Consider the following 24,012-nt stretch of genomic DNA (forward strand, 5'->3'; position numbering starts at 1 on the left):
AAGTATTTGGAAGGTTCCGGGGCCTTTCAAATGGGGTAAACAATACCGCCTACTATAATACCAAATTTCACCCCTAAAAGTCAATAGATATGAAAAATATTTTTCTGAATTCCACTCTTTTTATCTCTAAAAAACCTCGCTTTCGCGAGGCTCTTCTATTTATAAGATAAGGCACGTTTAAAGGTTTTCCAAGGACCTAAATCATCTGTTTGCAGAACGAGACTAGCATACATACGTCCGATAAAGACTGTTGCCGTTACTGCAAAAGCAATCGTAATAGCAAGGGAAATCCAAGCTTCTAACCCATTTGCATAACCATTAATAGCTCTAAATGGCATGAAGAAAGTCGAAATAAAGGGAATATATGAACCAATCTTCAAGATGAGATTGTCACCAGCTGCACCTAGAGCTGTCACTCCAAAAAAACCACCTATAATCAAAATCATCAAAGGCGACAAGGCTTTTCCTGAGTCCTCAGGACGAGAAACCATAGAACCTAGGAAGGCTGCTAAAACAACGTACATAAAGAGGCTAACCAAGACAAACAATAAGGTGTTGAGCGAGAAAGCCTCTCCTATATGGTTTAAAATACCAGATTGTGCCAAGATTGGTAGGTCTTTAAAGAGAAGAATGGCAGCAAGTCCACCCACGACATAAATGCCAATATGGGTCAAAATCACAAGAAGCAGAGCCAGCATGCGAGCGTAGAAATAATGACTAGCTTGGATACTAGAGAAGACCACCTCCATAATTTTGGTTCCTTTCTCGCTAGCCACTTCCTGAGCAGTGACACTAGCATAGGTAATCAAAATCATATAAAGGAAGAAACCAAGCCCTGCGGCCGCAATGGTTTGAACAATTTTTTTGTTTTCCTTGGATTCATCAATTTTCTCCGTAAAGTTAACTGTTTGTTCCAAGCGTTTTTCCTGTTCTTGTGACAAATTGGCTGCCGAACGATTGAGTTGATCTTGAAGCTCATTTAACTTGCTCGTTACTCCTAGCTTAATAGCACTCTCAAGAGAAGTTTCACCATGATAGACGGCCTTGAGGACGCTGTCCTCTTGGTCAATGGTTAGGTAACCCTTGATTTTCTCATCTTTGATAGCAGCTTGGGCACTGGCTTCATCCTGATAATCAAAGTTGATACCGTTGGTACCCTTAAGCCCATCTCCCACAGATGGCACAGTTGTTACTACTGCTATCTTACTATTCTTAGCCATAGAAGACCCTTGGAGATAGCCAATTCCTCCAGAGAGACCGATAAACAAGAATGGTGAAATCACCATAAAGAAGAAACTCCACGATTTGACATGTCGAAGATAGGTTTCCTTCATTACAACCCACATATTTCTCATACTTCCACCCCTGATTCTAGTTTAAAGATTTCATCGATTGTTGGCGCTTGCTGGTCAAAGGTTGCGATGTATTGCCCCTGAGTCAAGATTGGGAAGAGTTCCCTTCCAGCGCTCTCATCCTCCAAGATCAATTTCCAACTGCCTTGTTTGGTCAAGCTCACCTGTTTGACATGAGGAAGGTTTTCCAATTCTTCCTTGCTTCGTTCACTTGAAACAAAGAGACGCGTTTTCCCGTATTGATTGCGAACATCCTGAACTGGTCCATGCAAGACCACACGGCCATCTCGAATCATGAGAATATCGTCACAAAGCTCCTCAACATTGGTCATGACATGATCAGAAAAGATAATGGTTGCTCCGCGCTCTTTTTCCTGAAAAATGACTTGCTTGAGCAATTCTGTATTGACTGGGTCCAATCCACTGAAAGGCTCATCCAAGATAATCAAGTCTGGCTCATGAATCAGAGTAATAATGAGCTGAATCTTCTGCTGATTTCCTTTTGACAGACTCTTAATTTTATCTGTCAGCTTTCCTTTCACTTCCAACCTCTTCATCCATTGAGGGAGTTTTTCCTTGATTTCCTTAGCGTCCATACCTTTTAGAGTCGCCAAGTAACGAACTTGTTCAAGGACTGTCAATTTAGGCATGAGACTGCGTTCTTCAGGTAGATAGCCAATCCGAGCGTAAGTCTCCTGACGAATATCCTGACCATCTAGACTGATTTCTCCCTGGTATTCTAAAAATTTCAAAATACTATGGAAAATCGTTGTCTTCCCAGCACCATTTTTCCCTACTAATCCCAAAATACGACCTGGTCGCGCTTGAAAGTTAATACCAAACAAAACTTGCTTGGATCCAAAACTTTTCTCTAGACTTCTTACTTCTAGCATCTTTCACCTCCGAAATGTCTTGCACTCATTATACTCCTTTTTGATAGCCTTTACAATGATTTCTGTCCATTTTATCATCCTCATTTTAGTAAAAAATCTTGGGGTACTTTGAGTTATGAGTACATTATACAGTGCTAAATTCTAATTTATCTCTTCTGTTCCTCAACCGTCTATTTTTGATCCTGAATTGTTATTTGAAAAGCAAAAATCCACCCCGAAGGATGGATTGATACTTTAACGTACTTCTGCATTGACTTTTTCTTCGAGAGACGCTTGGATTTTTTCCATATAGCGTGCGACTTCTTCGTCCGTTAAGCTATCTTCTGGATTTTGGAAAGTCAAGCTATAAGCCATGGACTTCATACCTAGTCCCAATTTCTCGCCTGAGAAGACGTCAAAGAGTTTGATATCTGTCAAACGTTTCACGCCGGCAGCTTGGATAGCATCCACAACTTCTTGGTGAGTGACTTCTGCCTTGAGGAGAAGGGCAACATCACGGCTAACTGCTGGGAATTTGGTGATTTCCACAAATGGAGTAGCAGGTTGAAGCACAGCTTCGATAGCTGAAAGGTTTAGCTCAGCTACATACGTTTCTGGAATATCGTAAGCCTTAGCAGTGACTGGATGCACTTGTCCAAGGAAACCAAGAACTTGGTCACCGATTGAAATCACGGCTGTACGTCCTGGGTGAAGGCTAGCGATTTCAGATGTTGCCGTATAAGTTACTTGGAGTCCCAAACGAGCAAAGAGGGCTTCAAGGATTCCCTTAGCATAGAAGAAATCAACTGGAACTGCTGCTGTTTGGAAATCTTTTTCAGCAACCAAGCCTGTCAAGGCAAAGGCAAAGCTGTTGATTTCATTTGGAAGTTCTTCTTTTGGATTGCCTGTTTGTTCAAAGACTTTTCCAATCTCGTAAAGAGCCAAGTTTTTATTCTTACGAGCTACGTTGTAGGCAACGGTATCAAGGATACCTGAGATCATATTTTGACGGAGGACAGAACGATCTACTGTCATTGGCCACATGAGTTCAGTAAGGTTACTTGGTTGAGCTGTGAACTCAACTGCTTTTTCAGGCGTTGTCAGAGCATAGGTAATGATTTCTGTCAAGCCTGCCCCTTCCGCAATCGTACGAACTTGACGGCGAAGTTTTTGAGTTGCAGTCAATTCACCAGCTGTACCGTCATCTTTTGGAAGACTGGTTGGCAAGCGGTCATATCCATAGATACGAGCGATTTCTTCAAAGAGGTCTGCTTCGATGGTGATATCCCAACGACGACGTGGGACACTGACTGTAAAACTATCTGCATTTCCAGAAAGACCAAATCCAAGACGACGGAAGACATCTTCGACATCAGTGTATGAAAGCTCCGTACCAAGGACACGGTTGACGTCTGCAAGGGTAGAAGAAACTTCCACATCAGAAGTATCAAGTTCACCCGCTGAAACGATCCCCTTACGCAATGTCGCACCTGCAAGCTCAGCAATCATGCTAGCCGCCGCATCAAGGGCTTCGTTAACAGTTGCCACATTAATGCCTTTTTCAAAGCGAGAAGATGACTCAGAACGAAGATTCAGGCGACCGCTAGTCTTACGAATAGATTTTCCATTGAAAACAGCAGCTTCAAGGACAACACGACTAGATTTTTCCGAGATTTCTGTTGCTTGCCCACCCATGACACCTGCAAGAGCTACTGGCTTGTCTGCGACAGTGATAACTAAGTCATTCACGTCCAAGTCACGTTCTTCACCATCCAAGGTCACCAATTTTTCACCAGCACGCGCTTCACGCACACGGATGTCATTCCCCTCAAAGGTATCCAAATCAAAGGCATGCATTGGTTGACCAAAATAGAGTAGGATATAGTTTGTCACGTCCACTACATTATTGATTGGACGAATCCCTTCGTTCATGAGGAGATTTTGCAACCATTGTGGACTTGGTGCAATGGTCACATTGTCCAAGATACGAGCGGCATAGTAAGGCGCCTTGTCTGTCTCAATGCCCACAGAAAGAGCATCTGCTGCAGCTTGGTCAGTTTCTGAAAGAATAAATTCTTTAAAGTTGACTGCCTTGTCATAGATGGCTGCCACTTCGTGAGCCACCCCACGCATAGAAAGGGCATCCGCACGGTTGGGTGTGATAGAAAGTTCGATGATTTCATCATCCAAGTCTAGGTAAGAGAAGACTTCATCCCCAGGAACGGCATCTTCTGGCAAGATTTGGATACCATCTGCAAATTCCTTTGGTACAACAGAGTCAGAAATCCCCAATTCACCAAGTGAACAAATCATACCAAGTGACTCCAGACCGCGGATTTTCCCTTTTTTGATCTTGTAATTGTCAGCGATGCGTGCTCCTGGAAGAGCCACCATAACCTTGATACCAGCACGCACATTTGGGGCACCACAAACGATTTGACGGGCTTCTTCTTCGCCAACGTTAACCTGACAAACATGGAGGTGAGTTTCTGGCACATCTTCGCAAGACAAGACCTCACCGACGACAATTTTTGAGAGACCAGCAGCCGGTGATTCGACACCTTCTACCTCGATCCCTGTAGTTGACATTTTTTCAGCCAACTCTTGTGATGGCACATCAATGTCCACCAATTCTTTTAACCATTTATAAGATACAAGCATAATTTAGTTTTCCAGAATGACAGTTGTCACCCTAGTTCTTTTCCTTTCCTATCATTTCAATAGAAGAATCCTCTTCTTACCTTAATTTCTTTTTCAGTAACCAATCTGTATCTACTTTTTGACCAACCATAAAATGATGTTGGCTAAATTTTTCAAAACCATATCGATTATAAAACGCTTGAGCTTTTGTATTATGCTCCCAAACACCTAGCCAAGCCCAAGAAAAACTATTTTTTGTAGCAAGTTCAAGAGCGAATTCAAACAGTTGCTTACCGAGTCCAAATCCTTGGAATTTTTGTAGCACATAGAGACGTTGAATTTCAAAAGCATCCTCTAATTCTCTCTCAGTCTGAGCACTTCCCCAGTTGACTTTGAGAAAACCAGCTATCTCCTCTTCATGCATAATGAAATAGGTTTCGGATTCTGGATTTTCCAACTCAGTTGACAAAACTCTCAGACTATAAGCCTCTTCAAAGTATTCCTGTAACTGCTCTTCCGTATTATCATGCGCAAATGTTTCACGAAAGGTTTGTTTGGCTATTTTAGCCAACACCTCAACATCTACCTTTTCTACTTTTCTAATCATTATTTAAACTGTTCTGAGAAGCGGACATCTCCTTGGTAGAATCCACGGATATCGTTGATTCCGTAACGGAGCATAGCTACACGCTCTTGTCCAAGACCAAAGGCAAATCCAGAGTAAACAGTCGCATCGATACCACTCATTTCAAGGACACGTGGGTGAACCATACCGGCACCCATAATTTCGATCCAACCTGTTTTCTTACATACGTTACAGCCTTCTCCACCACACTTGAAGCAAGAAACATCCACCTCAACAGATGGCTCTGTGAATGGGAAGTAAGATGGACGCAGACGGATTTGACGCTCTTCACCGAACATTTTTTGAACGATCAATTGAAGCGTTCCTTGAAGATCTGCCATAGAAATGTTCTTCCCAACAACCAAGCCTTCAATTTGGTGGAACTGGTGACTGTGAGTCGCATCGTCCGTATCACGACGGAACACACGCCCTGGCGAGATCATCTTCAAAGGACCTTTAGAAAAATCATGGGCATCCATAGCACGCGCCTGAACTGGAGACGTGTGGGTACGGAGCAAGATTTCTTCAGTGATATAGAAAGTATCCTGCATATCACGAGCTGGGTGGTCTTTTGGAAGGTTCATACGTTCAAAGTTATAGTAGTCTTGCTCCACTTCAAAACCATCCACGACTTGGTACCCCATCCCTATGAAAATATCTTCGATTTCTTCACTGGTTTGTGTCAAAACGTGACGGTGACCAGTCGCAACTGGACGACCTGGAAGCGTCACATCGATACTCTCGCTAGCCAGTTGAGACGCGACTTTCTTTTCTTCCAAGAGCTTAGCTGTTTCTTCAAAGGCAGCTGTCAAGACATCACGAGCTTCATTGACATGTTTCCCAATGATTGGACGCATCTCAGCAGAAACATCTTTCATCCCTTTGAGGATTTCAGTGAGCGAACCCTTTTTACCAAGGACAGAGACACGCAAATCTTGCATCTCTTTTTCATTTTCAGCAGTAATCTGCTTCAAGCTAGCCAGCGTTTCTTCGCGAAGCGCTTTTAATTGTTCTTCAATAGTTGACATAATTCCTCCATCAGTCTCTCGTAGATAAAAAGAAAACCACATGCCAAAAACTCCACTCGGAGCGTTGACACGCGGTACCATCCGTTTTCATCTGACAAGTCAGACCTTCATTTCTAAATCCATTCGCAAGTGAATTCACCCAGCTTTCATATAGAGAGCTTGCAGTCACGGCTCTCCTCCCTGATATACTTCCCTTGAGTTACTAGTCTTGCAGATTTCTATTCAATTACTACATAGTTTATCAGATTTTTACCATTCTTGCAAGACCTATCTCACTTCTGCTTGCCTTTAAATCGCCATTGGAAGCGGAGCTTATCATAAAAGGGAAACTCGATAAACAAGACTCCCAAGCCCACACAGAGACTAGCAAGGACATCTGATGGGTAATGAACTCCCAGATAGACCCTTGATACCAACACACTGACTAGGTAGAGACCTAGCACGATTTGCACGATTTTTCTCCAGACTGGATCTTTCATCCGTTGACTGAGAATGACAATCAGAGTGCCTACCATCAAGGTTACAGCCAGAGAATGGCCACTTGGGAAGGAAAATCCCTTCTCCTCTACCAAGTGTAAAATAGTTGGCCGTGGGCGCTGGTAGATATTTTTAAAGGTCACGATTAAAAGACCTGCCAAAGACAGATTTCCCAGCATGAAGAAACTTTCTATCTTCCATCTCTTACGATAAAAGATAAAGGCTGCGATAGCAACCCATGTGATAATCACTGGGATATCAATCAAGCGTGTAATGGCCCTGAAAAGAATAGTCAAGTAATCTGGCAAGTCTCCTCGAACGGCAGTCTGTATCGGTTGGTCAAAACCGACTAGCGTTTCAGGGTAAAATTTGACCATATAGCCAAGAATAACGAAAAGTAAAAGGGCAAAACTGCCCTTCATTAAAAATGTTTGTTTATCTTTCATAATGTTTTAAGGTTGGTTTCAAGAGAACATACAACAACCAGAATGAAACGGAAAAGATGACACCCTCAATCAAGTTAAAAGGCAACACCATAGTCATTAGGTAGTTGGAAAGTCCCAAAATTTTTCCAATATCAAAGTTAGCAAACTTAGCGTACAAAGGAACAGCGTAAACATAGTTGAGAACCAACATAGCCACGGTTAAACCAATAGTCCCAGCTAGAGAGCCTAGTAGGAAACGAAGGGTTGTCCGTTCCTTTTTCCAAATCAAAGCAAATACGATGACAAAAACTCCCAAAGCTACGATATTCATTGGCAAACCAATGTAAGTATTCACTCCCTGGCTGTTAAGAAGCAATTTCAAGAGTGAGCGAAGCAAGAGAACTCCTAGAGCAGCAGGCAAATCCATGACCACCAGACCCACAAGGACTGGCAAGATACTAAATTCGATCTTGAGGAAGGATGCCGCTGGCAATAGCGGAAAGTCAAAGTACATCAGCACAAATGAGATGGCTGATAAAATCGCAATGGTCGAAAGTCGACGTGTGTTTGTCATAACAGGTTCCTCCAATTTTCTATAAAATCAGAAGAAGTTAGAAAGGATTCCTCTATCTATTCTCACTTTTTATATCCCAAAAGTTCCCTCTCACTCTATCAAGGAAATTCAAGCAAGCGGTTACAGTTTAGCTATAAATCTATCAGAACAGACAAAGCTATTCTTTCGTCTTCTCCCATCCAGACTATACTGTCGGTTGTGGAATCTCACCACATCAGCTTGCGCTCGCGGACTTATTTGGCTAAGATATTTTAGATTTATCTAGGCGTCGCAGTCGAAGATAATACTTAAAGTATATCGAGACAAGACAACGACGAGAAAACTAAAATAGATAGTCAAATTTACCGCCGGTCGGGAATTTCACCCTGCCCTGAAGACTCTTTTATCATAACAAAAAACGCTTGCAAGCGCAAGCATTTTGTTCATTTTCATTTTCATTTTTTATTTCAATTTATCCACTTCATAGGTGTGGACGAGCTCAAGACCTGCAAAGTTCTGCTGGCGGAGGGCCTCATAGACAATCATGCAGACGGTATTAGACACATTGAGACTGCGGACATGTTCATCATTCATAGGAATACGGAGAGCTTTCTCAGGATGTTCGCGCATAAAGTCCTCAGGCAAGCCCTTGTCTTCACGTCCAAAGAGAAAATAATGATCGTCGTCAGTCGATAAATCCACCTCAGAATACACTTTCTCAGCAAATTTTGAGATCAGATAGAGTTTGCCCCTCATCTGAGACATGAAATCCTCCAAACTCTCGTAAAAATAAATCTCTAGTTTATCCCAATAATCCAGCCCAGCTCGCTTCATCTTGCGATCATCGATAGGAAAGCCCATAGGCTTGATGATGTGGAGGGGAGAATTGGTTGCAGCGCAAGTACGCGCGATATTACCTGTATTTTGTGGAATTTGTGGTTCAAATAATACAATGTGATTTGTCATGACTTGCTTCCTTTCACCATTGCAAAAAAATAGCCACACTGCCCGGAGTCAAGCTCAGCAAACAGCGTGGTTAAGGCATCGTTAACTTACCTCACAACAGGTTTGAAGTAAATCAGCGAAACTACTTTCTTAGTATAACACTTTCAGAATCATTGTCAATAGAAACGACTTGATTTTTTCAATTTTTTCGAGCTATTTCCAAGAGTTGTAAAATCGTCCCTGATTCTGCAAGATAAGTAGTAAACTAGCTACTAAAAACAAGGCTGCCAAGAACAAGGTAAGATAGTCTCCTTTTTTCAAGGCCTGATAACTATACCAAGTCCGCTTTTTCTCTTTCCCAAAACGGCGAAGTTCCATGGCAGTCGCGATGGTATCAATGCGTTCTAACGAGCTAAAAATCAAGGGAGTAATAATGCGCAGATTACCTTTGATTCGTTGCATAAGAGAAGCTTTCTTGGATAATTCCATCCCACGCGCTTCCTGAGACATCTTGATGGTAAAGAATTCTTCCTGTAAATCTGGAATATAACGCAAGGTCAGGCTGACTGAATAGGCAATCTTGTAAGGCACACCAATTTGATTTAAACTGGAAGCAAACTGACTAGGGTGGGTTGTCATCAAAAAGATAATAGCCAGAGGAATAGTGCAAAGGTACTTAATGGCCAAATTTAGCAGGTATAGGGTATAGTTTTACCTTATAGCAAATTTCCTACTAAAAGCTCTTGTTATTAGCTAGTAGGTGCATTTTTTCTTGAAAAAAGGTATGATAGTTACATAATGAAGAAGTAGGTTTTATTATGAAAATTATCCTTGTCGGAGGGGGAAAAGTTGGTTTTGCCCTCTGCCGCTCCTTGGTTGCAGAAAAGCATGATGTTTTGCTGATTGAGCAAGACGAAGCTGTTCTCAATCATATTGTTAATCGCTTTGATATCATGGGTATCCTTGGTAACGGGGCCGATTTTACCATCCTTGAGCAAGCAAGTGTCCAGGATTGTGATATCTTTATCGCCCTGACCGAATACGATGAAGTGAATATGATTGCAGCCGTTCTCGCTAAGAAAATGGGAGCTAAAGAAACCATCGTTCGGGTGCGCAATCCTGAGTATTCTAACTCTTATTTCAAAGAAAAGAATATTCTCGGTTTTTCTCTTATCGTTAATCCTGAGCTCTTGGCTGCCCGCGCTATCGCCAATATCATTGACTTCCCCAACGCCCTCTCTGTCGAACGTTTCTTTGGTGGACGCGTTAGCCTCATGGAATTCACTGTTAAATCCTCCAGCGGTCTTTGCCAAATGCCCATTTCTGATTTTCGGAAAAAATTTGGCAATGTCATTGTCTGTGCGATAGAGAGGGATCATCAAATTATCATTCCAAGCGGTGACATGACTGTACAGGATAAAGATAGAATCTTTGTCACTGGTAACCGTGTTGACATGATGCTCTTCCATAATTATTTCAAGTCTCGTGCCGTGAAGAGTCTTCTTATTGTTGGAGCTGGTAGAATTGCCTATTATCTACTAGGTATCCTCAAAGACAGTCGTATCGATACCAAGGTTATTGAAATCAATCCTGAAATCGCTAGCTTCTTTAGCGAGAAATTCCCAAACCTCTACATCGTTCAAGGAGATGGTACCGCAAAAGATATCCTGCTGGAAGAAAGTGCTCAAAACTATGATGCCGTTGCGACTCTAACAGGGGTCGATGAGGAAAATCTGATTACCTCTATGTTCCTTGACAGGGTAGGTGTACAGAAAAACATCACTAAGGTCAATCGTACCAGTCTCCTCGAGATTATCAATGCGCCTGATTTTTCAAGTATCATCACACCTAAAAGCATCGCTGTAGATACAATCATGCACTTTATTCGTGGTCGTGTCAATGCCCAGTATTCAGACCTTCAAGCCATGCACCATCTAGCCAATGGCCAAATCGAAACCCTGCAATTCCATATCAAGGAAGCTAATAAGATGACTGCCAAACCTCTTTCTCAACTGAAATTGAAAAAAGGTGTTCTTATTGCAGCTATCATTCGAAAGGGCAAGACTATTTTCCCTACTGGAGAGGATATGTTGGAAGTTGGAGACAAGCTCCTAGTAACAACTTTATTGCCAAACATCACCAAGATTTATGACTTGATCGCGAGGTAAGAAATGAATAAAAGTATGATTCGCTACCTCCTTTCAAAATTACTTTTGATCGAAGCTGTTCTTCTTTTAGTTCCTGTGTCTGTCGCTGTCTATTACCGTGAATCGAGCCAAGTCTTTACGGCCCTCTTTTCAACAATAGGGATTCTCGTATTACTAGGCGGTTCAGGAATTTTACAAAAGCCAAAAAATCAACGGATTTATGCCAAGGAGGGAGTCTTGATTGTTGCCCTCTGTTGGATCCTTTGGTCCTTCTTTGGTGGTCTCCCCTTTGTTTTTGCTAAGCAAATTCCCAGCGTTATCGATGCCTTTTTTGAAATCAGCTCTGGCTTTACAACTACTGGAGCAACTATTCTGAACGACGTTTCGGTCCTCAGCCGTTCCCTCCTCTTCTGGCGAAGTTTTACCCACTTGATCGGAGGGATGGGAGTGCTTGTTTTTGCACTTGCTATTATGGATAATGCCAAGAATAGCCACCTAGAAGTGATGAAGGCTGAGGTTCCTGGTCCCGTCTTTGGTAAGGTTGTATCCAAACTCAAAAACACTGCCCAAATTCTCTATCTCCTTTATCTAGCTCTCTTTTCACTCTTTGTCATCATCTATTATCTGGCTGGCATGCCCCTATTTGATAGTTTTGTCATCGCTATGGGGACAGCAGGTACAGGAGGCTTTACCGTCTATAACGACGGGATTGCCCACTATGGCAGCTCACTGATTACCTATCTGGTTAGTATCGGAGTTTTGGTTTTTGGGGTAAATTTCAATCTCTACTACTACCTTATGCTCCGTCGCGTCAAGGCCTTCTTTGGAGATGAAGAACTTCGTGCTTACTTGATCATCGTGCTAGTTTCTACAGGCTTGATTAGCCTCAATACCCTCTATCTCTACCCAGGATTTTCCAAGAGCTTTGAAATGGCCTTCTTCCAAGTTTCCAATATCATTACAACGACTGGTTTTGGTTACGGAGACATTACCAACTGGCCCCTCTTCTCCCAGTTTATCCTTCTCTTCCTCATGGGAATCGGTGGTTCTGCTGGTTCAACCGCAGGTGGACTCAAGGTTATTCGAGGCCTTATCCTTTCAAAAATTGCTAAAAATCAAATTTTGTCAATCCTATCGCCCCACCGTGTTTTGACCCTCCATGTGAATAAAACAGTGATTGATAAGGATACCCAACATAAGATTCTCAAGTACTTTGTCATCTATTCTATGATTTTGCTAGCACTTATCTTTATTGTCAGCCTAGATAGCAATGATTTTCTGGTTGTGACCAGCGCTGTCTTTAGCTGTTTCAATAATATCGGACCTATTCTAGGAACCACTTCTAGCTTCTCAATCTTTAGTCCTATCTCAAAAATTCTCCTCTCCTTTGCAATGATTGCAGGCCGCTTGGAGATTTACCCAATCCTCCTTCTCTTTATGAAGAGAACTTGGTCTAAGAGATAAAATACAACCACACCTTGTATCTTACAAAGTGTGGTGTTTTTCTTTATCCTAAAACCAATTCATCACTGACTAGACTCTGGCCACTATTTTTCTGGAAGAGACGCATGAGATCTTCAACTGTCAGATGCTTTTTCTCCTCTCCCTTAACATCCACCACTATCTTGCCTTGATAGAGCATAATGAGACGATTACCATACTCAATCGCATGGTTCATATCATGGGTAATCATCAAAGTCGTCAACTGATGGTGTTCCACAATCTTTTGCGTCAAATCCATCACCATTTGACTGGTTTTTGGATCAAGTGCCGCAGTATGTTCATCCAAAAGCAAAAGTTTGGGTTTCACCAGAGCTGCCATGACTAGGGTCAAGGCCTGTCTTTGTCCTCCTGAGAGATATTGAGTATCTACTTTTAAGCGGTTTTCAAGACCAATATTCAACTCCTTCAAGGCCTCTTGGAACTGGATTCTATCCTTCTCCTTCACGCCCCAGCCAAGCCCTCTCTTCTGCCCGCGTCTCAAGGCAATAGCCATATTCTCCTCAATCGTCAAACGAGAAGCTGTCCCCATCTTAGGATCTTGAAAAACACGGGCAATATCCTTGGCTCTCTTTCTGACACTCAGATTTTTAATGGATTTACCTGCCAATAAAAGGTCCCCTTCGTCCACCGATAGATTGCCAGCCAAGATATTCATCAAAGTGGATTTCCCTGCTCCATTTCCACCAATCACAGAGATAAAATCTCCCTCTTCAACCTCTAAATCTAATCCTTTGAGGACATGGTTCTCATTGACCGTCCCTGCCTCAAATGTTTTGTGAATATTTTCAAGTGTTAACAAACTTGCCATAACTTTCTCCTCCTATTCATTTCTCAATTTCAGACCACGAATCTTTAATCTCTTTTGCAATTCTGGTGCAAATAAAACTAAAGCAAGCAAGATTGCATTAAAGAGACGAACCAGGTTTTGATCTAGATTTGGAATTTCATAGATGTTTAAAATAATCAAACGGTAAACAATAGCACCAATTCCGATGGATAACAAGCGGCCTCCAATGGTCAAGTCGTGAATCAAGACTTCCGCAATAATGACTGCACTCAAACCAACAACGATAGTTCCTGTCCCAGAAGTTACATCCGAAAATCCATCATTTTGAGCAAACAAGGAACCACATAAGGCAATCAAACCGTTTGAAATCATGTAACCAACAATCTTCATGGTGTCTACATTGACCCCATTGGCCTCACTCATAGGGATATTGTCCCCAGTCGAACGCAAGACCAAGCCAATCTCTGTTTTCATCAAAAGGGTCAAGACTAGACAAACAAGTAATAGACAGGCTAAACTAAGTGAGAAAACAGCTTCTTCATTTGTCAGACCCAAGCTCGCCAATTGTTTAAAGACGGTTGCAGAATCTCCCAAGGAAAGATTAGGTACGCTGCCCATGATTTTAATATTGATCGAATAAAGCCCTGTCAAGGTCACAATCCCTGTCAAGAGAGCTGGGATTTTCATCTTTGTGTGGAGCATTCCTGATACAAGACCTGCTACCATACCTGCCAGCAAAGCCAGTAAGGTCGCAATCCAAGGATTTGTCCCTGCCTGTATCTGTGATACAACGACTGCTGCCCCAAGAGGAAAGGCTCCCTCAGCAGTCATATCCGCAATATCCAAAATACGGAAAGTCAAGTAGACCCCAATCGCCATAATCGACCACAACAAACCTTCTGATAAACTAGATAATACAAAATTCATCTTAAACCTCCTTATTCCTTGCCTTCTAACTTACTAATATCAATTCCTAGTGCATCTGCCATTTCTTGATTGGTATGCAATTCTAGTTTTTCAGGCAACTCAACTGCTATATTTTCTGGCTTTTCACCTTTTAAAACTCGAATCAGCATGCGAGCTGTCTGTCTTCCCAATTCTTCATAATTGGTTCCGTAGTTATACAAGCCGCCAACAGCAATCATTTCTGTTGAACCACCGAATACTGGAACCTTGTGTTTAATAGAAACCTGCTTGACTGTTTCCATGGTTGATGAAATGATATTATCCGTTGGTACAAAAACCATATCCACCTCTGCCATCAAGCTTTCTGCAGCAGCCTTGACGTTGTTACTGTCCAAGATTGTTTTTTCAACAACGGTAAAGCCTTTTTCTTCCAGAAGGCGCTTAGCTTCATCCTTTTGGACAACTGAGTTTGGCTCGCTCTGAGTATAGAGGATTCCAATCGTTTTAGCTTTTGGCAACACTTTCTTTATCAAATTGATTTGGGTTGAAATGGCATCTGATGACTGGTCGCTTGTCCCAGTTACATTGCCTCCAGGATGCTCTCTTGACTCAACCAACTTGGCACTGACAGGATCTGTTACCGCTGAAAAGATAACAGGTGTCGTTTGCGTTGTATTAGCCAAGCTCTGAGCAGAAGGCGTTGCGATGGCTAGAACGACATCACTAGATTCTGCTAGTTGCTGGGAAATGGTTTTTAGATTTCGTTGTTCTCCCTGTGCATTTTGCAAATCAATCTCAATATTTTCCCCTTCAACATAGCCTTGTTTGGCCAGCTCATCCACAAACCCTTCTCTAGTAGCGTCTAGGGACTGGTGAGTAATAAACTGGGAAATACCGATACGAAACACATCTTTTTTCTTATCTGCCTTCAACTGATGCAAGCTGATCAGAGAGATCAAGAGGATCCCCACTACCAAGAGGGGTGCTAATAATTTTCGAACAACTTTCATAATGAAACTCCTTCTCAGAAAAGATAAAACAAAAAACCGCCTAGATACTATCTAAACGGATGCTTGAAATAATCTAACAAGTTATAACTTTGCTAGTCCATTTAGATATTCATCTATATGGACCACAATCAAAAATCTTAGCCACATAGATACAAACAAATTGCTTGAACTGTTTGCATCCATGGTGACATGTCTACAAACACTATCTAAAGTAGCTAAAGTAGCTAAAGTAAAAGTTTTGAGTCATCGTTACAGCTTGTCTCTTATTCATTTCTTTTTCTGCTTTCTTTTTTGATGTTTCCTATCTTACCACCTTTTTCATCACCTGTCAAGAATATTTCAGAATTTTTTAAAATTTTTCGAAAATTCTTTCAGGGAGCTTTCAAAGACTTTCAAATCAGTCCAAGAAAAAAGGTTTATAATTTCCATAAAAATTGACATGGAAATTATAAAACCATTATTAGTTTAATCCTTGTTGATAACGTGCCAATTCGGCTTGGTTAGCCCAAACATAGTGACCTGGACGGATTTCTACCATAGATGGCTTATCAGTCTCATAGTCGTGTTGACTTGGATCGTATACCTTCAAGACCTTCTTGCGTTCCAAGATTGGGTCTGGAATTGGTACCGCTGAAAGCAAGGCTTGAGTATATGGGTGAATTGGATTGTTAAACAATTCTTCTGTTTCAGCAACCTCTACAATAACACCCTTGTAAATAACTGCGATACGGTCTGAAATAAAGCGAACAACCGACAAGTCATGGGCGATAAAGAGATAGGTCAAACCAAGTTCTTTTTGGAATTTTTTGAGCAAGTTCAAGACTTGGGCACGAACAGAAACGTCCAAGGCTGAAATGGGCTCATCCGCAATAACAAAGTCTGGTTGCATGACCAAGGCACGGGCAATACCGATACGTTGACGTTGACCACCTGAGAATTCATGAGGGTAACGAGTCAAGTGCTCAGCAAGAAGACCTACTTCACGGATAATACTTTGAACTTTCTCTTTACGTTCTTCTTCATCCTTAAACAAACGGTGATTGTAAAGACCTTCAGAAATAATATAATCAACAGTGGCACGTTCATTCAAACTTGCAGCAGGGTCTTGGAAAATCATCTGGATACGACGAATCAATTCCGCAGCTTGTTCACGCGATTTCTTACCATTAATCTTTTGACCATCAAAAATGATATCCCCATTACTTGTATCATTTAGACCAATGATGGCACGACCAATAGTTGTTTTCCCACTACCTGACTCACCAACAAGCGAGAACGTTTCTCCCTTGTTGATAAAGAAGTTAGCATTTTTAACCGCGACAAACTTCTTACTTCCTTCACCGAAGGAAATTTCTAAATCTTTGATTTCTACTAATTTTTCAGACATTTCCTTCCTCCTAGTCAGCCAGATGGGCAAATCCCATTTTTTCACGGATTTTATCGTGGAGATTTGCAATCACAGCTGGTTTTTCTACTTTTGGAGCATCCTCATGAAGAAGCCAAGTTTTAGCCCAATGCGTCTCTGATACTGAGAATTGAGGAGCTTTTTGTTCGAAGTCAATCTGCATTGCATAGTCAGAACGCAAGGCAAAGGCATCCCCTTTCAAGTCAGTATAAAGTGACGGAGGTGTTCCTGGGATTGAGTAAAGATCCCCTTTATCATCAGCAAGCTGAGGCAAGCTAGACAAGAGACTCCATGTATATGGATGGCGAGGGTCATAGAAGACTTCCTCAACAGTTCCATACTCAACGATTTCTCCTGCATACATAACCGCTACCTTATCCGCAATACTTGCTACCACACCAAGGTCGTGGGTGATAAAGATTGTTGTGAAATGGTACTCGTTTTGTAAAGATTTTAGCAAATCAATAATCTGTGCTTGGATGGTCACATCCAAGGCAGTCGTTGGCTCATCACAGATCAAGACATCAGGTCGGCAGGCAAGGGCAATCGCAATAACGATACGTTGACGCATTCCTCCAGAATATTGGAATGGGTATTCATCAAAACGTCTATCTGCATCTGGAATCCCAACCTTATTCATGTAGTCAATTGCCAATTCTTTCGCTTCTTTAGCTGTTTTTCCTTGGTGTTTTACAATAACTTCTGTAATCTGACTACCAATTGTTTTAATTGGGTCCAAACTAGTCATTGGATCTTGGAAGATAGTCGCAATCTTAGCGCCACGAATTTGTTCCCAATCCTTATGAGAAGATAGAGCTGTCAAATCCTGACCACGGTAGTCAATACTACCTTGGGCAATGCGACCATTTTCTTCGAGCATACCTGTGAAGGTCTTTGTCAAAACAGATTTACCTGATCCTGACTCACCTACCAGGGCTAGTACTTCTCCTTCAACTAGTTCAAGGGAAACGCCGCGAATGGCTGTCAATACTTTGTCACGAACGTCAAATTCCACGACAATATCGCGAGCAGTCAAAATTACATTTTTTTCTTTTGTCATTTCTACTCCTATCTATGTGTACGTGGATCACTAGCATCCGCTAAGTTTTGACCAACAACGAAAAGGGATAAGGATACCAAGACAAGAGTTGTCAATGGAATCCAGAACAAGTAAGCATTGGTTGTTACGTTTTGTGAATAATCTGAAATCAAACGACCCAAACTTGGCACGGTAATCGGTAATCCAAGACCGAAGAAAGACAAGAAGGCTTCGTATGAGATAAAGCTTGGAAGCATTTGGGTCATCGTTGTCACAATAACAGATACCAATTGTGGCATAATGTTTTTGGCAACAATCTTCAAGGTTGGTGTTCCCAAGGTACGTGACGCCAAGTTGTATTCCAAGTCACGATAACGCAAGATTTGCACACGAATCATGAAGGCAATCCCAATCCATGTTGTTACACTCATGGCAAAAATCAGATTCCAGAATCCAGCTCCGATTGAGTAAGTCAAGACAATGACAATCAAAAGAGATGGGATGTTTGAGATGACGTTATAAACTTCCATCATCACGCGGTCAACTGATTTTGAAATTCCCCAAATACCACCGACAAAGACACCGATAACCAAGTTAATCACTGTCGCAATCACAGAAATGAGGATAGAGTTACGAGCTCCGAACCAGACACCGTCAAAGAGAGATTTACCGTTACTGTCTGTACCGAACCAATGCTGAGCATTTGGCTTGATATAACGAGCACTAAAGTCATTTACCTTGCTGACATCATTGAAATCAAACTTAGAAAACATTGGGTAGATGAAACTCATCAAAATGATGGCTACCAAGATTCCCAACATGACTACAGTTGATTTTTTCTTCATAAATTGTCTAAACACTGATCCCCAGTATGAATAAGCTGGCGCATCAATGGCTTCAGAGGCAAAATCGTCACGTTTTACAAACTGAAATTTTTCTTTATCGATTGTAGACATTATTTGCCTCCTTTCTCAGTCAATTTAATACGTGGGTCAATAATCGTCATCCAAATATCTCCCAAAAGAAGTGAGAAGATAGAAATACATGTAAAGATGAAGACAAGACCAACGACCATAGAGTTATTAGATGCTTTTACAGAGTCAATCAACATTTTACCCATGCCTGGGAAAGCGAAGACTGTTTCAGTAAGGGTTGCACCACCGATAACCCCGATAACAGCACCAGGAATTCCTGAAACCAGCGGAACCATGGCATTTTTAAAGATGTGTTTGTTTGAAATTTCTTTTTCAGACAAACCTTTTGCACGAGCAAAACGTACAAAGTCTTGTGATTGCAAGTCAATCATATAACGACGAATCCAAATAGCGGTACCAGGAGCACCCAACAAACCAAGGATAACTGCTGGTAAAACATACGAACGCCAATCTCCAGCACCCAAGATAGGGAATGAATCTGGCAAGCCGATTGAAGAACCAGCTAAACGAACGATATAAACCAAGGCAATTGTTGGAAGAGCCATCAAGAAGGTCAAAGCCCCTGTTGAAAAGCTATCAATCCAAGTATTCTTGAAGCGAGCCATAGCTGAACCAAGTGGCACAGCAATCGCATAAGAAATCACCAAACCGATCAACCCAACGACTGCAGAGCTAGCAATCATAGAAGGATATTGGTAGTTGCTTTCAGTTGCAGTATATGGGTCATCTTTCCCATAGTTAGCTACTTCACGAGAATCAGCCTGACTAGGTGATTTATAGGTTCTTGAGTAAATATTTACAGAAGAAGTTTTCTTACCTGTTGGGAACTGAACTTGAGATGTTTTTGTTTGTCCTTGTCCCTGAGTAATAACCTGTAAAACAGGGCTATTAGCATAGGTTGGATAAGAGTCACCTAAATTAATGTTCACAAAGTTTTGATGCACAAATGGGAACTGATTGTTGAAGTACAAGAGATATTTGTGTTTAGTTCCTGAACCAACCAAGGACCATCCGATAGCTGGATCATTTTCAAAACGAAGGTAACGTTTCAAGTCTGGATTTTCAGGGTCTTGAATTTTATTTGTATGATCAATGTCAATCAAGTTAGCATAGAAGTGAAAAACACGTTCAAAAATTGGGATTTCACGAGTAGCGTAGAATTGGCCACTTTCAGTAAATTCTCCCAAGGTCCAACCATGACCGATTTGTTTGATGTATTTTTCATAGATAGCCTTGTTGGTGTCATTAGCTTCAACGGTTACAGAAGCATCCATCTGGCTAGCTTTTTCTTGCAACTCTTTGGTATCGTAGTACTCAATATAGCCCATACGCTCATAAACGGTATTTTCATAGTTATCACGTTTATCAGCAGTTGTCGCAATCTTGTTATAGTTGGTATCCTGTTTGAAAATCAATTTTCGAGGAACCATTGTATAGATAATCGTGTAAGTCAAGGTTGTTACTAAAAAGATAGAAACCAATGACCGCAAAACACGCATAAAAATATATTTTTTCATATCATTTCCTTTAAAAATCCCAAAAGAACCTTCTCCTCATGGAGAGAAAGTTCTATTGAAAATTATTTACTTCACATGACTTGCCAATTCTTTTTGAGCTTTCTCGTTTGACTCAGTCTTTTCTTTCAACCATTTTTCACGAGCTTTTTCATACTCTTCTTTGGTGATTGCTTTTTCACCAACTTCAGTGTACTTCAAGTATCCTGAATTTTCACCTTTAAGGCCGGCTACTGAATATGAAGAGCTAAATGGTAGAACTTTTGAAACATATGAAACGGCTGTTTCTTTAGGAGAAGCCATTACTGGAATTGTCAAAGCATTATCAGTCAACCAAGCTTGTGCCACCGCGTATTTTTCATAACGTTTTTGAACATCTTGGTTTTCGCTGTTTGCGTCATCAAGTAATTTTCCATAGTCAGCTAAACCAAGTTTGCTTACTACTGATGCATCTGTGTTTTGGTCAATACCAAGGTAAAGGCGAGTGCTTCCTCCCTTAAGGACGAATTGATCCAAGAAAGTAGAAGGATCTTGATAGTCAGGGTTCCATCCTAGCAAGGTATGGATATCCCAGTCTTGTTCTTTAGCTGTTGGAGCGCTAAATGAAATTGGTAAAGCTTCTGCTTGAGTCATTTGTTGTAAGTCTACAACAACATTATCTGAACCCAATACTTTTTCAATTGATTGTTTCAATGATTGAACACGGTTTACAACCGCTGTTGATTCTTGGATAACCAAGGCATCCAAGTGGATTGGGAATTCAACACCTTCAGCTTGTAGGCTTGATTTGGCTTTAGCAAAGACTTCTTTAGCTTTTTCTTCATTGTAAAGGCCATTTTGAGAATCTGCTAGAGACACGTTTGACCAAGTAGAAGAATTTGTCTTAGCCAAGCTATCTTGTACCAATTCACCAAATGTTTTCTTACCAACTTGAAGATTATAAGGTGCAAACGTATTACGGATGGCTACTGCAGCTCCATCAGTACCATTTGTTTGAGCTGAGTAAGAATTGCGATCGACAGCAAAGTTCAAGGCTTGACGGAATTCCTTGTTTAGTAATGCTTTCTGAGTAGATGTCTTTTGAGCATCACTTGTTTTGGCAGTGTGGTTATAGGTTGTACGGCCATAGTTCAAGCTGACAGTTGCAACACCCGCTCCTGGTTCATTAAAGTAAATGTTATCTTTGAAGTCAGCTGCATATTTTTCATATGTAGAACTTGTAGGGAAGATACGCGCCTTGCTATATTGACCATCAGCAAAACCTTTGGCAATCACATCTTGGTCCTTACCATCCCAGAAAGTGAACTTAACGTTCTCAATTTTTACATTTTCTTTGTCCCAGTAAGCATCATTTTTAGCCATCTCGATAGATGATTTTGGAGTTACAGATTTTAAGACAAATGGACCGTTATAAAGAATAGAGTTAGCATCTGTTGGGGCACCAAAACCTTCCCCTTTTGAAGTTAAGAATTCTTCATTAACCGGCATCAAAACACCACTAGTGGTCTTGTCATTCCAGAAAGTTTCTGGCTGGTTCAAGGTATATTCTAGTGTTTGGTCATCAAGTGCTTTTACTCCAACGGTTGAAAAATCGCTTGTTTCACCTTTGATATAGGCTTCTAATCCCTTAATAGAAGAGCTAACGATTGAAAGTCCTTTTGATTTTCCATCTACGGCGTGTTTCAAACCAGTAACGAAGTCTTTAGCAGTTACAGGAGCATATTCTTCTCCCTCTGCTGTCACCCATTTAGCATCCTTACGGATTTTATAGGTATAAGTCAAACCATCTTTTGAAACTGTCCATGATTCAGCAATAGAAGGAACCAGGTTACCATATTTATCATTAGCCAGCAAACCATCTACAGCATTTGTTGTGACGAATGATGTTGAATCGATATTGCTGACGATATAATCCAAAGTTTCTGGATCTGTTTGATAAACATATTGGTAATCTTTTGCTAGTTTAGCATTATTTGAACTAGTGTTTGAACACGCAGCTAGAACTCCTGACGCTAATAAGGTAGCTCCCGCTACAGCAAGCACTTGACTTTTTTTCATTTATTTACTCCTCTTATAAATAAAGTATAGGTTATCATCAATTATATCATAGATTTCAAGAAAAGTAAACGAATTTTCAGAATATTTAGGCTTATTGATACAAAAAATCTGAAAAAGCTATTGACTGAAAATCATTTTCAAGGTATAATAATAAACGTTAAGGCGGTATAGCCAAGTGGTAAGGCACGGCTCTGCAAAAGCTTGATCGTCGGTTCAAATCCGTCTACCGCCTTCTATAACTTGATTTTTCAGGTTTCATTTAAACAGAAAGCCCAATATAAAGGGCTTTTTTCTTTTTCCTCGAATAAATACGTATAACCTTAAAAAACTTTTGGGACTAGGTTGGGACTGAGTTTTTCGAGGACTCAATTCCCTTTTGAAATCAACTGAAAAAAGCTTTGTCACACCTGGTGACAAAAGCCTCTAGTTTACTCTGTTTCTTCTTCTATTTCGACTTCGGTAATTTGGACTTTTACCTTGGTAACACGTCCATTTTTCACTTTATCATTGGTTAGGATAAGCTGTTTGTTTTGGCTGACTAATTCATAACTGAGTTTCTCAGTCGTTGGAATGGTCCCAACTCCTGTCAAATAGTAACCAGCGATGGTATCAACGTCATCACTTTCCAATTCAACATCAAAGTAGTCATTAAAATCATTGAGATTCATGGTACCTTGAACAATATAAGTATCTTCTCCAATTTTATGAACTTCGATTTCAGCCTTATCTGTTTCGTCATCGATTTCCCCAACGATTTCCTCTAAGAGGTCTTCCAGGGTCACCAAACCAGCCATCCCACCGTATTCATCTAGCAAGATTGCCATTTGTCTTTGGGTATTGCGCAGTTCTTTTAACAAGTCATCCACAAAAATAGTTTCAGGAACAAAAAGTGGATCTTGTAAGATTTTCTTCCAAACAATATTATCAAAACCGTCCACAAAGCCCGCCTTAAGGAGACTCTTGGTGTGAATGATTCCAATCACGTTATCCTTGTCTCCATCATAGACAGGGATACGAGAATAATTTTGTTTTAAAATACTTTGGATGATGGTTTGACTATTATCCTGAATATCGACCATAAAGGCATCCGTTCGAGGAACCATGACTTCTCTGGCCATTAATTCGTCCAGTGAAAAGATTCCTTGTAACATTTCAATTTCGTCAGCGTCTAGTGTTTCTTCACTATTTGTCAGCATGTACTCAATTTCATCACGGGTCATTTTTTCATCAGCATCGTCAAAGGTCATAGGAGTCAAGCGACTCAAGAGATTGGTAGATGCAGACAAGAGCCAAACAAAGGGACTAACTAGTTTCCCCAGCCCAATGATAACTGGCGCTGTACGAATCGCCAAAGCATCCTTTAGATTAAGAGCGATTCTCTTAGGATACAATTCCCCAAAAACGATGGAAATATAAGTCAAAAATGCTAAAGATAGAAAACTTGCAACGGCATAAGATGTTTCGCCATTTCCAAGCCAAGATGCAATTTCTCGTCCCAGAGTTTCTGCCAAACTCGCCCCTGATAAGATCGTAATCAGGGTAATCCCTACTTGAATGGTTGATAAAAAGTGGTTAGGATTTTCTAGCACCTTCAGCAGACGAATATAGCGTTTATCTCCTTCTTCTGCCTTTTGTTCCACCCGCGCACGGTTAAGTGAAACCATGGCCATTTCTGTGGCTGAGAAAAAAGCATTTAACACTGTCAAGATAAACAACAAAACAAATTGTAGCAACAAATTCTGACTACTTGGGTCTTCCATAGTTCTTCTCCTAAAATAGTATCTTATCCTT

At 41.0% G+C, this 24,012-nt stretch carries 19 protein-coding genes, 1 tRNA gene, 1 pseudogene and 1 riboswitch; of the genes and pseudogenes, 3 read left to right on the forward strand and 18 right to left on the reverse strand.

Features of this window, described 5'->3' with window-relative positions; translation table 11 throughout:
- Nucleotides 1-155: 155 nt before the first annotated feature.
- The 9 genes and pseudogenes from FJN11_RS08840 to FJN11_RS08880 form a co-directional block, all read right to left on the reverse strand.
- Nucleotides 156-1,355 carry an ABC transporter permease gene (locus FJN11_RS08840; RefSeq protein ID WP_140224493.1) on the reverse strand — a complete coding sequence of 400 codons (1,200 nt, stop codon included), beginning with the start codon at nt 1,353-1,355 and terminating at the stop codon, nt 156-158.
- The gene (locus FJN11_RS08845; RefSeq protein ID WP_042750069.1) at nt 1,352-2,245 is read right to left on the reverse strand and encodes an ABC transporter ATP-binding protein; all 894 of its coding nucleotides are present in this window, start codon (nt 2,243-2,245) and stop codon (nt 1,352-1,354) included. The genes FJN11_RS08840 and FJN11_RS08845 overlap by 4 nt, the downstream gene beginning before the upstream one ends.
- Before the next feature lie 234 nt (nt 2,246-2,479).
- Nucleotides 2,480-4,885: a phenylalanine--tRNA ligase subunit beta gene (gene pheT / locus FJN11_RS08850; RefSeq protein ID WP_140224494.1), complete on the reverse strand. Its 2,406-nt coding sequence runs from the start codon at nt 4,883-4,885 to the stop codon at nt 2,480-2,482.
- Between the two features lie 76 nt (nt 4,886-4,961).
- Complete coding sequence (locus FJN11_RS08855; RefSeq protein ID WP_140224495.1) at nt 4,962-5,471, reverse strand: GNAT family N-acetyltransferase; 510 nt, start codon at nt 5,469-5,471, stop codon at nt 4,962-4,964.
- Complete coding sequence (pheS, locus tag FJN11_RS08860) at nt 5,471-6,517, reverse strand: phenylalanine--tRNA ligase subunit alpha (RefSeq protein ID WP_140224496.1); 1,047 nt, start codon at nt 6,515-6,517, stop codon at nt 5,471-5,473. The genes FJN11_RS08855 and pheS overlap by 1 nt, the downstream gene beginning before the upstream one ends.
- A 272-nt stretch (nt 6,518-6,789) precedes the next feature.
- Nucleotides 6,790-7,440, reverse strand: a complete 651-nt coding sequence (locus FJN11_RS08865; protein ID WP_070480195.1) for a phosphatase PAP2 family protein — start codon at nt 7,438-7,440, stop codon at nt 6,790-6,792.
- Complete coding sequence (locus FJN11_RS08870) at nt 7,430-7,993, reverse strand: ECF transporter S component (protein WP_000185834.1); 564 nt, start codon at nt 7,991-7,993, stop codon at nt 7,430-7,432. The genes FJN11_RS08865 and FJN11_RS08870 overlap by 11 nt, the downstream gene beginning before the upstream one ends.
- A gap of 163 nt (nt 7,994-8,156) precedes the next feature.
- Nucleotides 8,157-8,375: riboswitch (FMN riboswitch) on the reverse strand.
- Between the two features lie 59 nt (nt 8,376-8,434).
- On the reverse strand, nt 8,435-8,938 hold the full coding sequence (locus FJN11_RS08875) for a tRNA (cytidine(34)-2'-O)-methyltransferase (protein ID WP_140224497.1): 504 nt from the start codon (nt 8,936-8,938) through the stop codon (nt 8,435-8,437).
- Between the two features lie 192 nt (nt 8,939-9,130).
- Nucleotides 9,131-9,616, reverse strand: a pseudogene (locus FJN11_RS08880) (energy-coupling factor transporter transmembrane component T family protein); the annotation flags it as partial.
- Between the two features lie 119 nt (nt 9,617-9,735).
- Between FJN11_RS08880 and trkA the strand changes: the two are divergent.
- Nucleotides 9,736-11,085: a Trk system potassium transporter TrkA gene (gene trkA / locus FJN11_RS08885; RefSeq protein ID WP_070482190.1), complete on the forward strand. Its 1,350-nt coding sequence runs from the start codon at nt 9,736-9,738 to the stop codon at nt 11,083-11,085.
- Nucleotides 11,086-11,088: 3 nt separating this feature from the next.
- Nucleotides 11,089-12,528, forward strand: a complete 1,440-nt coding sequence (locus FJN11_RS08890; RefSeq protein ID WP_140224499.1) for a TrkH family potassium uptake protein — start codon at nt 11,089-11,091, stop codon at nt 12,526-12,528.
- A gap of 43 nt (nt 12,529-12,571) precedes the next feature.
- On the opposite strand, the gene FJN11_RS08895 is transcribed toward FJN11_RS08890, so the two are convergent.
- From FJN11_RS08895 to FJN11_RS08930, 8 genes are all read right to left on the reverse strand, one after another.
- Nucleotides 12,572-13,375, reverse strand: coding sequence for an ABC transporter ATP-binding protein (locus tag FJN11_RS08895; protein ID WP_049552590.1), 804 nt, complete (start codon nt 13,373-13,375; stop codon nt 12,572-12,574).
- A 12-nt stretch (nt 13,376-13,387) separates the two neighbouring features.
- Nucleotides 13,388-14,281 (reverse strand): ABC transporter permease, encoded by an 894-nt coding sequence (locus FJN11_RS08900; RefSeq protein ID WP_125430902.1) that lies wholly within the window; start codon nt 14,279-14,281, stop codon nt 13,388-13,390.
- Between the two features lie 11 nt (nt 14,282-14,292).
- Nucleotides 14,293-15,270: an ABC transporter substrate-binding protein gene (locus FJN11_RS08905; protein WP_049552589.1), complete on the reverse strand. Its 978-nt coding sequence runs from the start codon at nt 15,268-15,270 to the stop codon at nt 14,293-14,295.
- Between the two features lie 460 nt (nt 15,271-15,730).
- Nucleotides 15,731-16,657: an ATP-binding cassette domain-containing protein gene (locus FJN11_RS08910; RefSeq protein WP_049552588.1), complete on the reverse strand. Its 927-nt coding sequence runs from the start codon at nt 16,655-16,657 to the stop codon at nt 15,731-15,733.
- Between the two features lie 10 nt (nt 16,658-16,667).
- Nucleotides 16,668-17,735 carry an ABC transporter ATP-binding protein gene (locus FJN11_RS08915; protein WP_000159550.1) on the reverse strand — a complete coding sequence of 356 codons (1,068 nt, stop codon included), beginning with the start codon at nt 17,733-17,735 and terminating at the stop codon, nt 16,668-16,670.
- An 8-nt stretch (nt 17,736-17,743) separates the two neighbouring features.
- On the reverse strand, nt 17,744-18,670 hold the full coding sequence (oppC, locus tag FJN11_RS08920) for an oligopeptide ABC transporter permease OppC (protein WP_049510796.1): 927 nt from the start codon (nt 18,668-18,670) through the stop codon (nt 17,744-17,746).
- Entirely contained in the window at nt 18,670-20,166 is a 1,497-nt protein-coding gene (locus FJN11_RS08925) for an ABC transporter permease (protein WP_049552587.1), read from the reverse strand. Before FJN11_RS08925 ends, oppC begins: the two co-directional genes overlap by 1 nt.
- Nucleotides 20,167-20,232: 66 nt before the next feature.
- Complete coding sequence (locus FJN11_RS08930) at nt 20,233-22,221, reverse strand: peptide ABC transporter substrate-binding protein (protein ID WP_000749582.1); 1,989 nt, start codon at nt 22,219-22,221, stop codon at nt 20,233-20,235.
- Nucleotides 22,222-22,382: 161 nt separating this feature from the next.
- Here FJN11_RS08930 and FJN11_RS08935 point away from each other — a divergent pair.
- Nucleotides 22,383-22,453 (forward strand) — tRNA-Cys (locus tag FJN11_RS08935).
- Between the two features lie 196 nt (nt 22,454-22,649).
- Here FJN11_RS08935 and FJN11_RS08945 read toward each other — a convergent pair.
- Nucleotides 22,650-23,981, reverse strand: coding sequence for a hemolysin family protein (locus FJN11_RS08945; RefSeq protein WP_049551832.1), 1,332 nt, complete (start codon nt 23,979-23,981; stop codon nt 22,650-22,652).
- Between the last annotated feature and the right edge of the window lie 31 nt (nt 23,982-24,012).

Source organism: Streptococcus symci, from assembly GCF_006385165.1.
Taxonomy (GTDB): domain Bacteria; phylum Bacillota; class Bacilli; order Lactobacillales; family Streptococcaceae; genus Streptococcus; species Streptococcus symci.

Bases quoted from the DNA above. Each gene is read 5' to 3' on its own strand.
- FJN11_RS08840 (WP_140224493.1), bottom strand. From the start codon at position 1,355: ATGAGAAATATGTGGGTTGTAATGAAGGAAACCTATCTTCGACATGTC.
- FJN11_RS08845 (WP_042750069.1), bottom strand. From the start codon at position 2,245: ATGCTAGAAGTAAGAAGTCTAGAGAAAAGTTTTGGATCCAAGCAAGTT.
- pheT (WP_140224494.1), bottom strand. From the start codon at position 4,885: ATGCTTGTATCTTATAAATGGTTAAAAGAATTGGTGGACATTGATGTG.
- FJN11_RS08855 (WP_140224495.1), bottom strand. From the start codon at position 5,471: ATGATTAGAAAAGTAGAAAAGGTAGATGTTGAGGTGTTGGCTAAAATA.
- pheS (WP_140224496.1), bottom strand. From the start codon at position 6,517: ATGTCAACTATTGAAGAACAATTAAAAGCGCTTCGCGAAGAAACGCTG.
- FJN11_RS08865 (WP_070480195.1), bottom strand. From the start codon at position 7,440: ATGAAAGATAAACAAACATTTTTAATGAAGGGCAGTTTTGCCCTTTTA.
- FJN11_RS08870 (WP_000185834.1), bottom strand. From the start codon at position 7,993: ATGACAAACACACGTCGACTTTCGACCATTGCGATTTTATCAGCCATC.
- FJN11_RS08875 (WP_140224497.1), bottom strand. From the start codon at position 8,938: ATGACAAATCACATTGTATTATTTGAACCACAAATTCCACAAAATACA.
- trkA (WP_070482190.1), top strand. From the start codon at position 9,736: ATGAAAATTATCCTTGTCGGAGGGGGAAAAGTTGGTTTTGCCCTCTGC.
- FJN11_RS08890 (WP_140224499.1), top strand. From the start codon at position 11,089: ATGAATAAAAGTATGATTCGCTACCTCCTTTCAAAATTACTTTTGATC.
- FJN11_RS08895 (WP_049552590.1), bottom strand. From the start codon at position 13,375: ATGGCAAGTTTGTTAACACTTGAAAATATTCACAAAACATTTGAGGCA.
- FJN11_RS08900 (WP_125430902.1), bottom strand. From the start codon at position 14,281: ATGAATTTTGTATTATCTAGTTTATCAGAAGGTTTGTTGTGGTCGATT.
- FJN11_RS08905 (WP_049552589.1), bottom strand. From the start codon at position 15,270: ATGAAAGTTGTTCGAAAATTATTAGCACCCCTCTTGGTAGTGGGGATC.
- FJN11_RS08910 (WP_049552588.1), bottom strand. From the start codon at position 16,657: ATGTCTGAAAAATTAGTAGAAATCAAAGATTTAGAAATTTCCTTCGGT.
- FJN11_RS08915 (WP_000159550.1), bottom strand. From the start codon at position 17,735: ATGACAAAAGAAAAAAATGTAATTTTGACTGCTCGCGATATTGTCGTG.
- oppC (WP_049510796.1), bottom strand. From the start codon at position 18,670: ATGTCTACAATCGATAAAGAAAAATTTCAGTTTGTAAAACGTGACGAT.
- FJN11_RS08925 (WP_049552587.1), bottom strand. From the start codon at position 20,166: ATGAAAAAATATATTTTTATGCGTGTTTTGCGGTCATTGGTTTCTATC.
- FJN11_RS08930 (WP_000749582.1), bottom strand. From the start codon at position 22,221: ATGAAAAAAAGTCAAGTGCTTGCTGTAGCGGGAGCTACCTTATTAGCG.
- FJN11_RS08945 (WP_049551832.1), bottom strand. From the start codon at position 23,981: ATGGAAGACCCAAGTAGTCAGAATTTGTTGCTACAATTTGTTTTGTTG.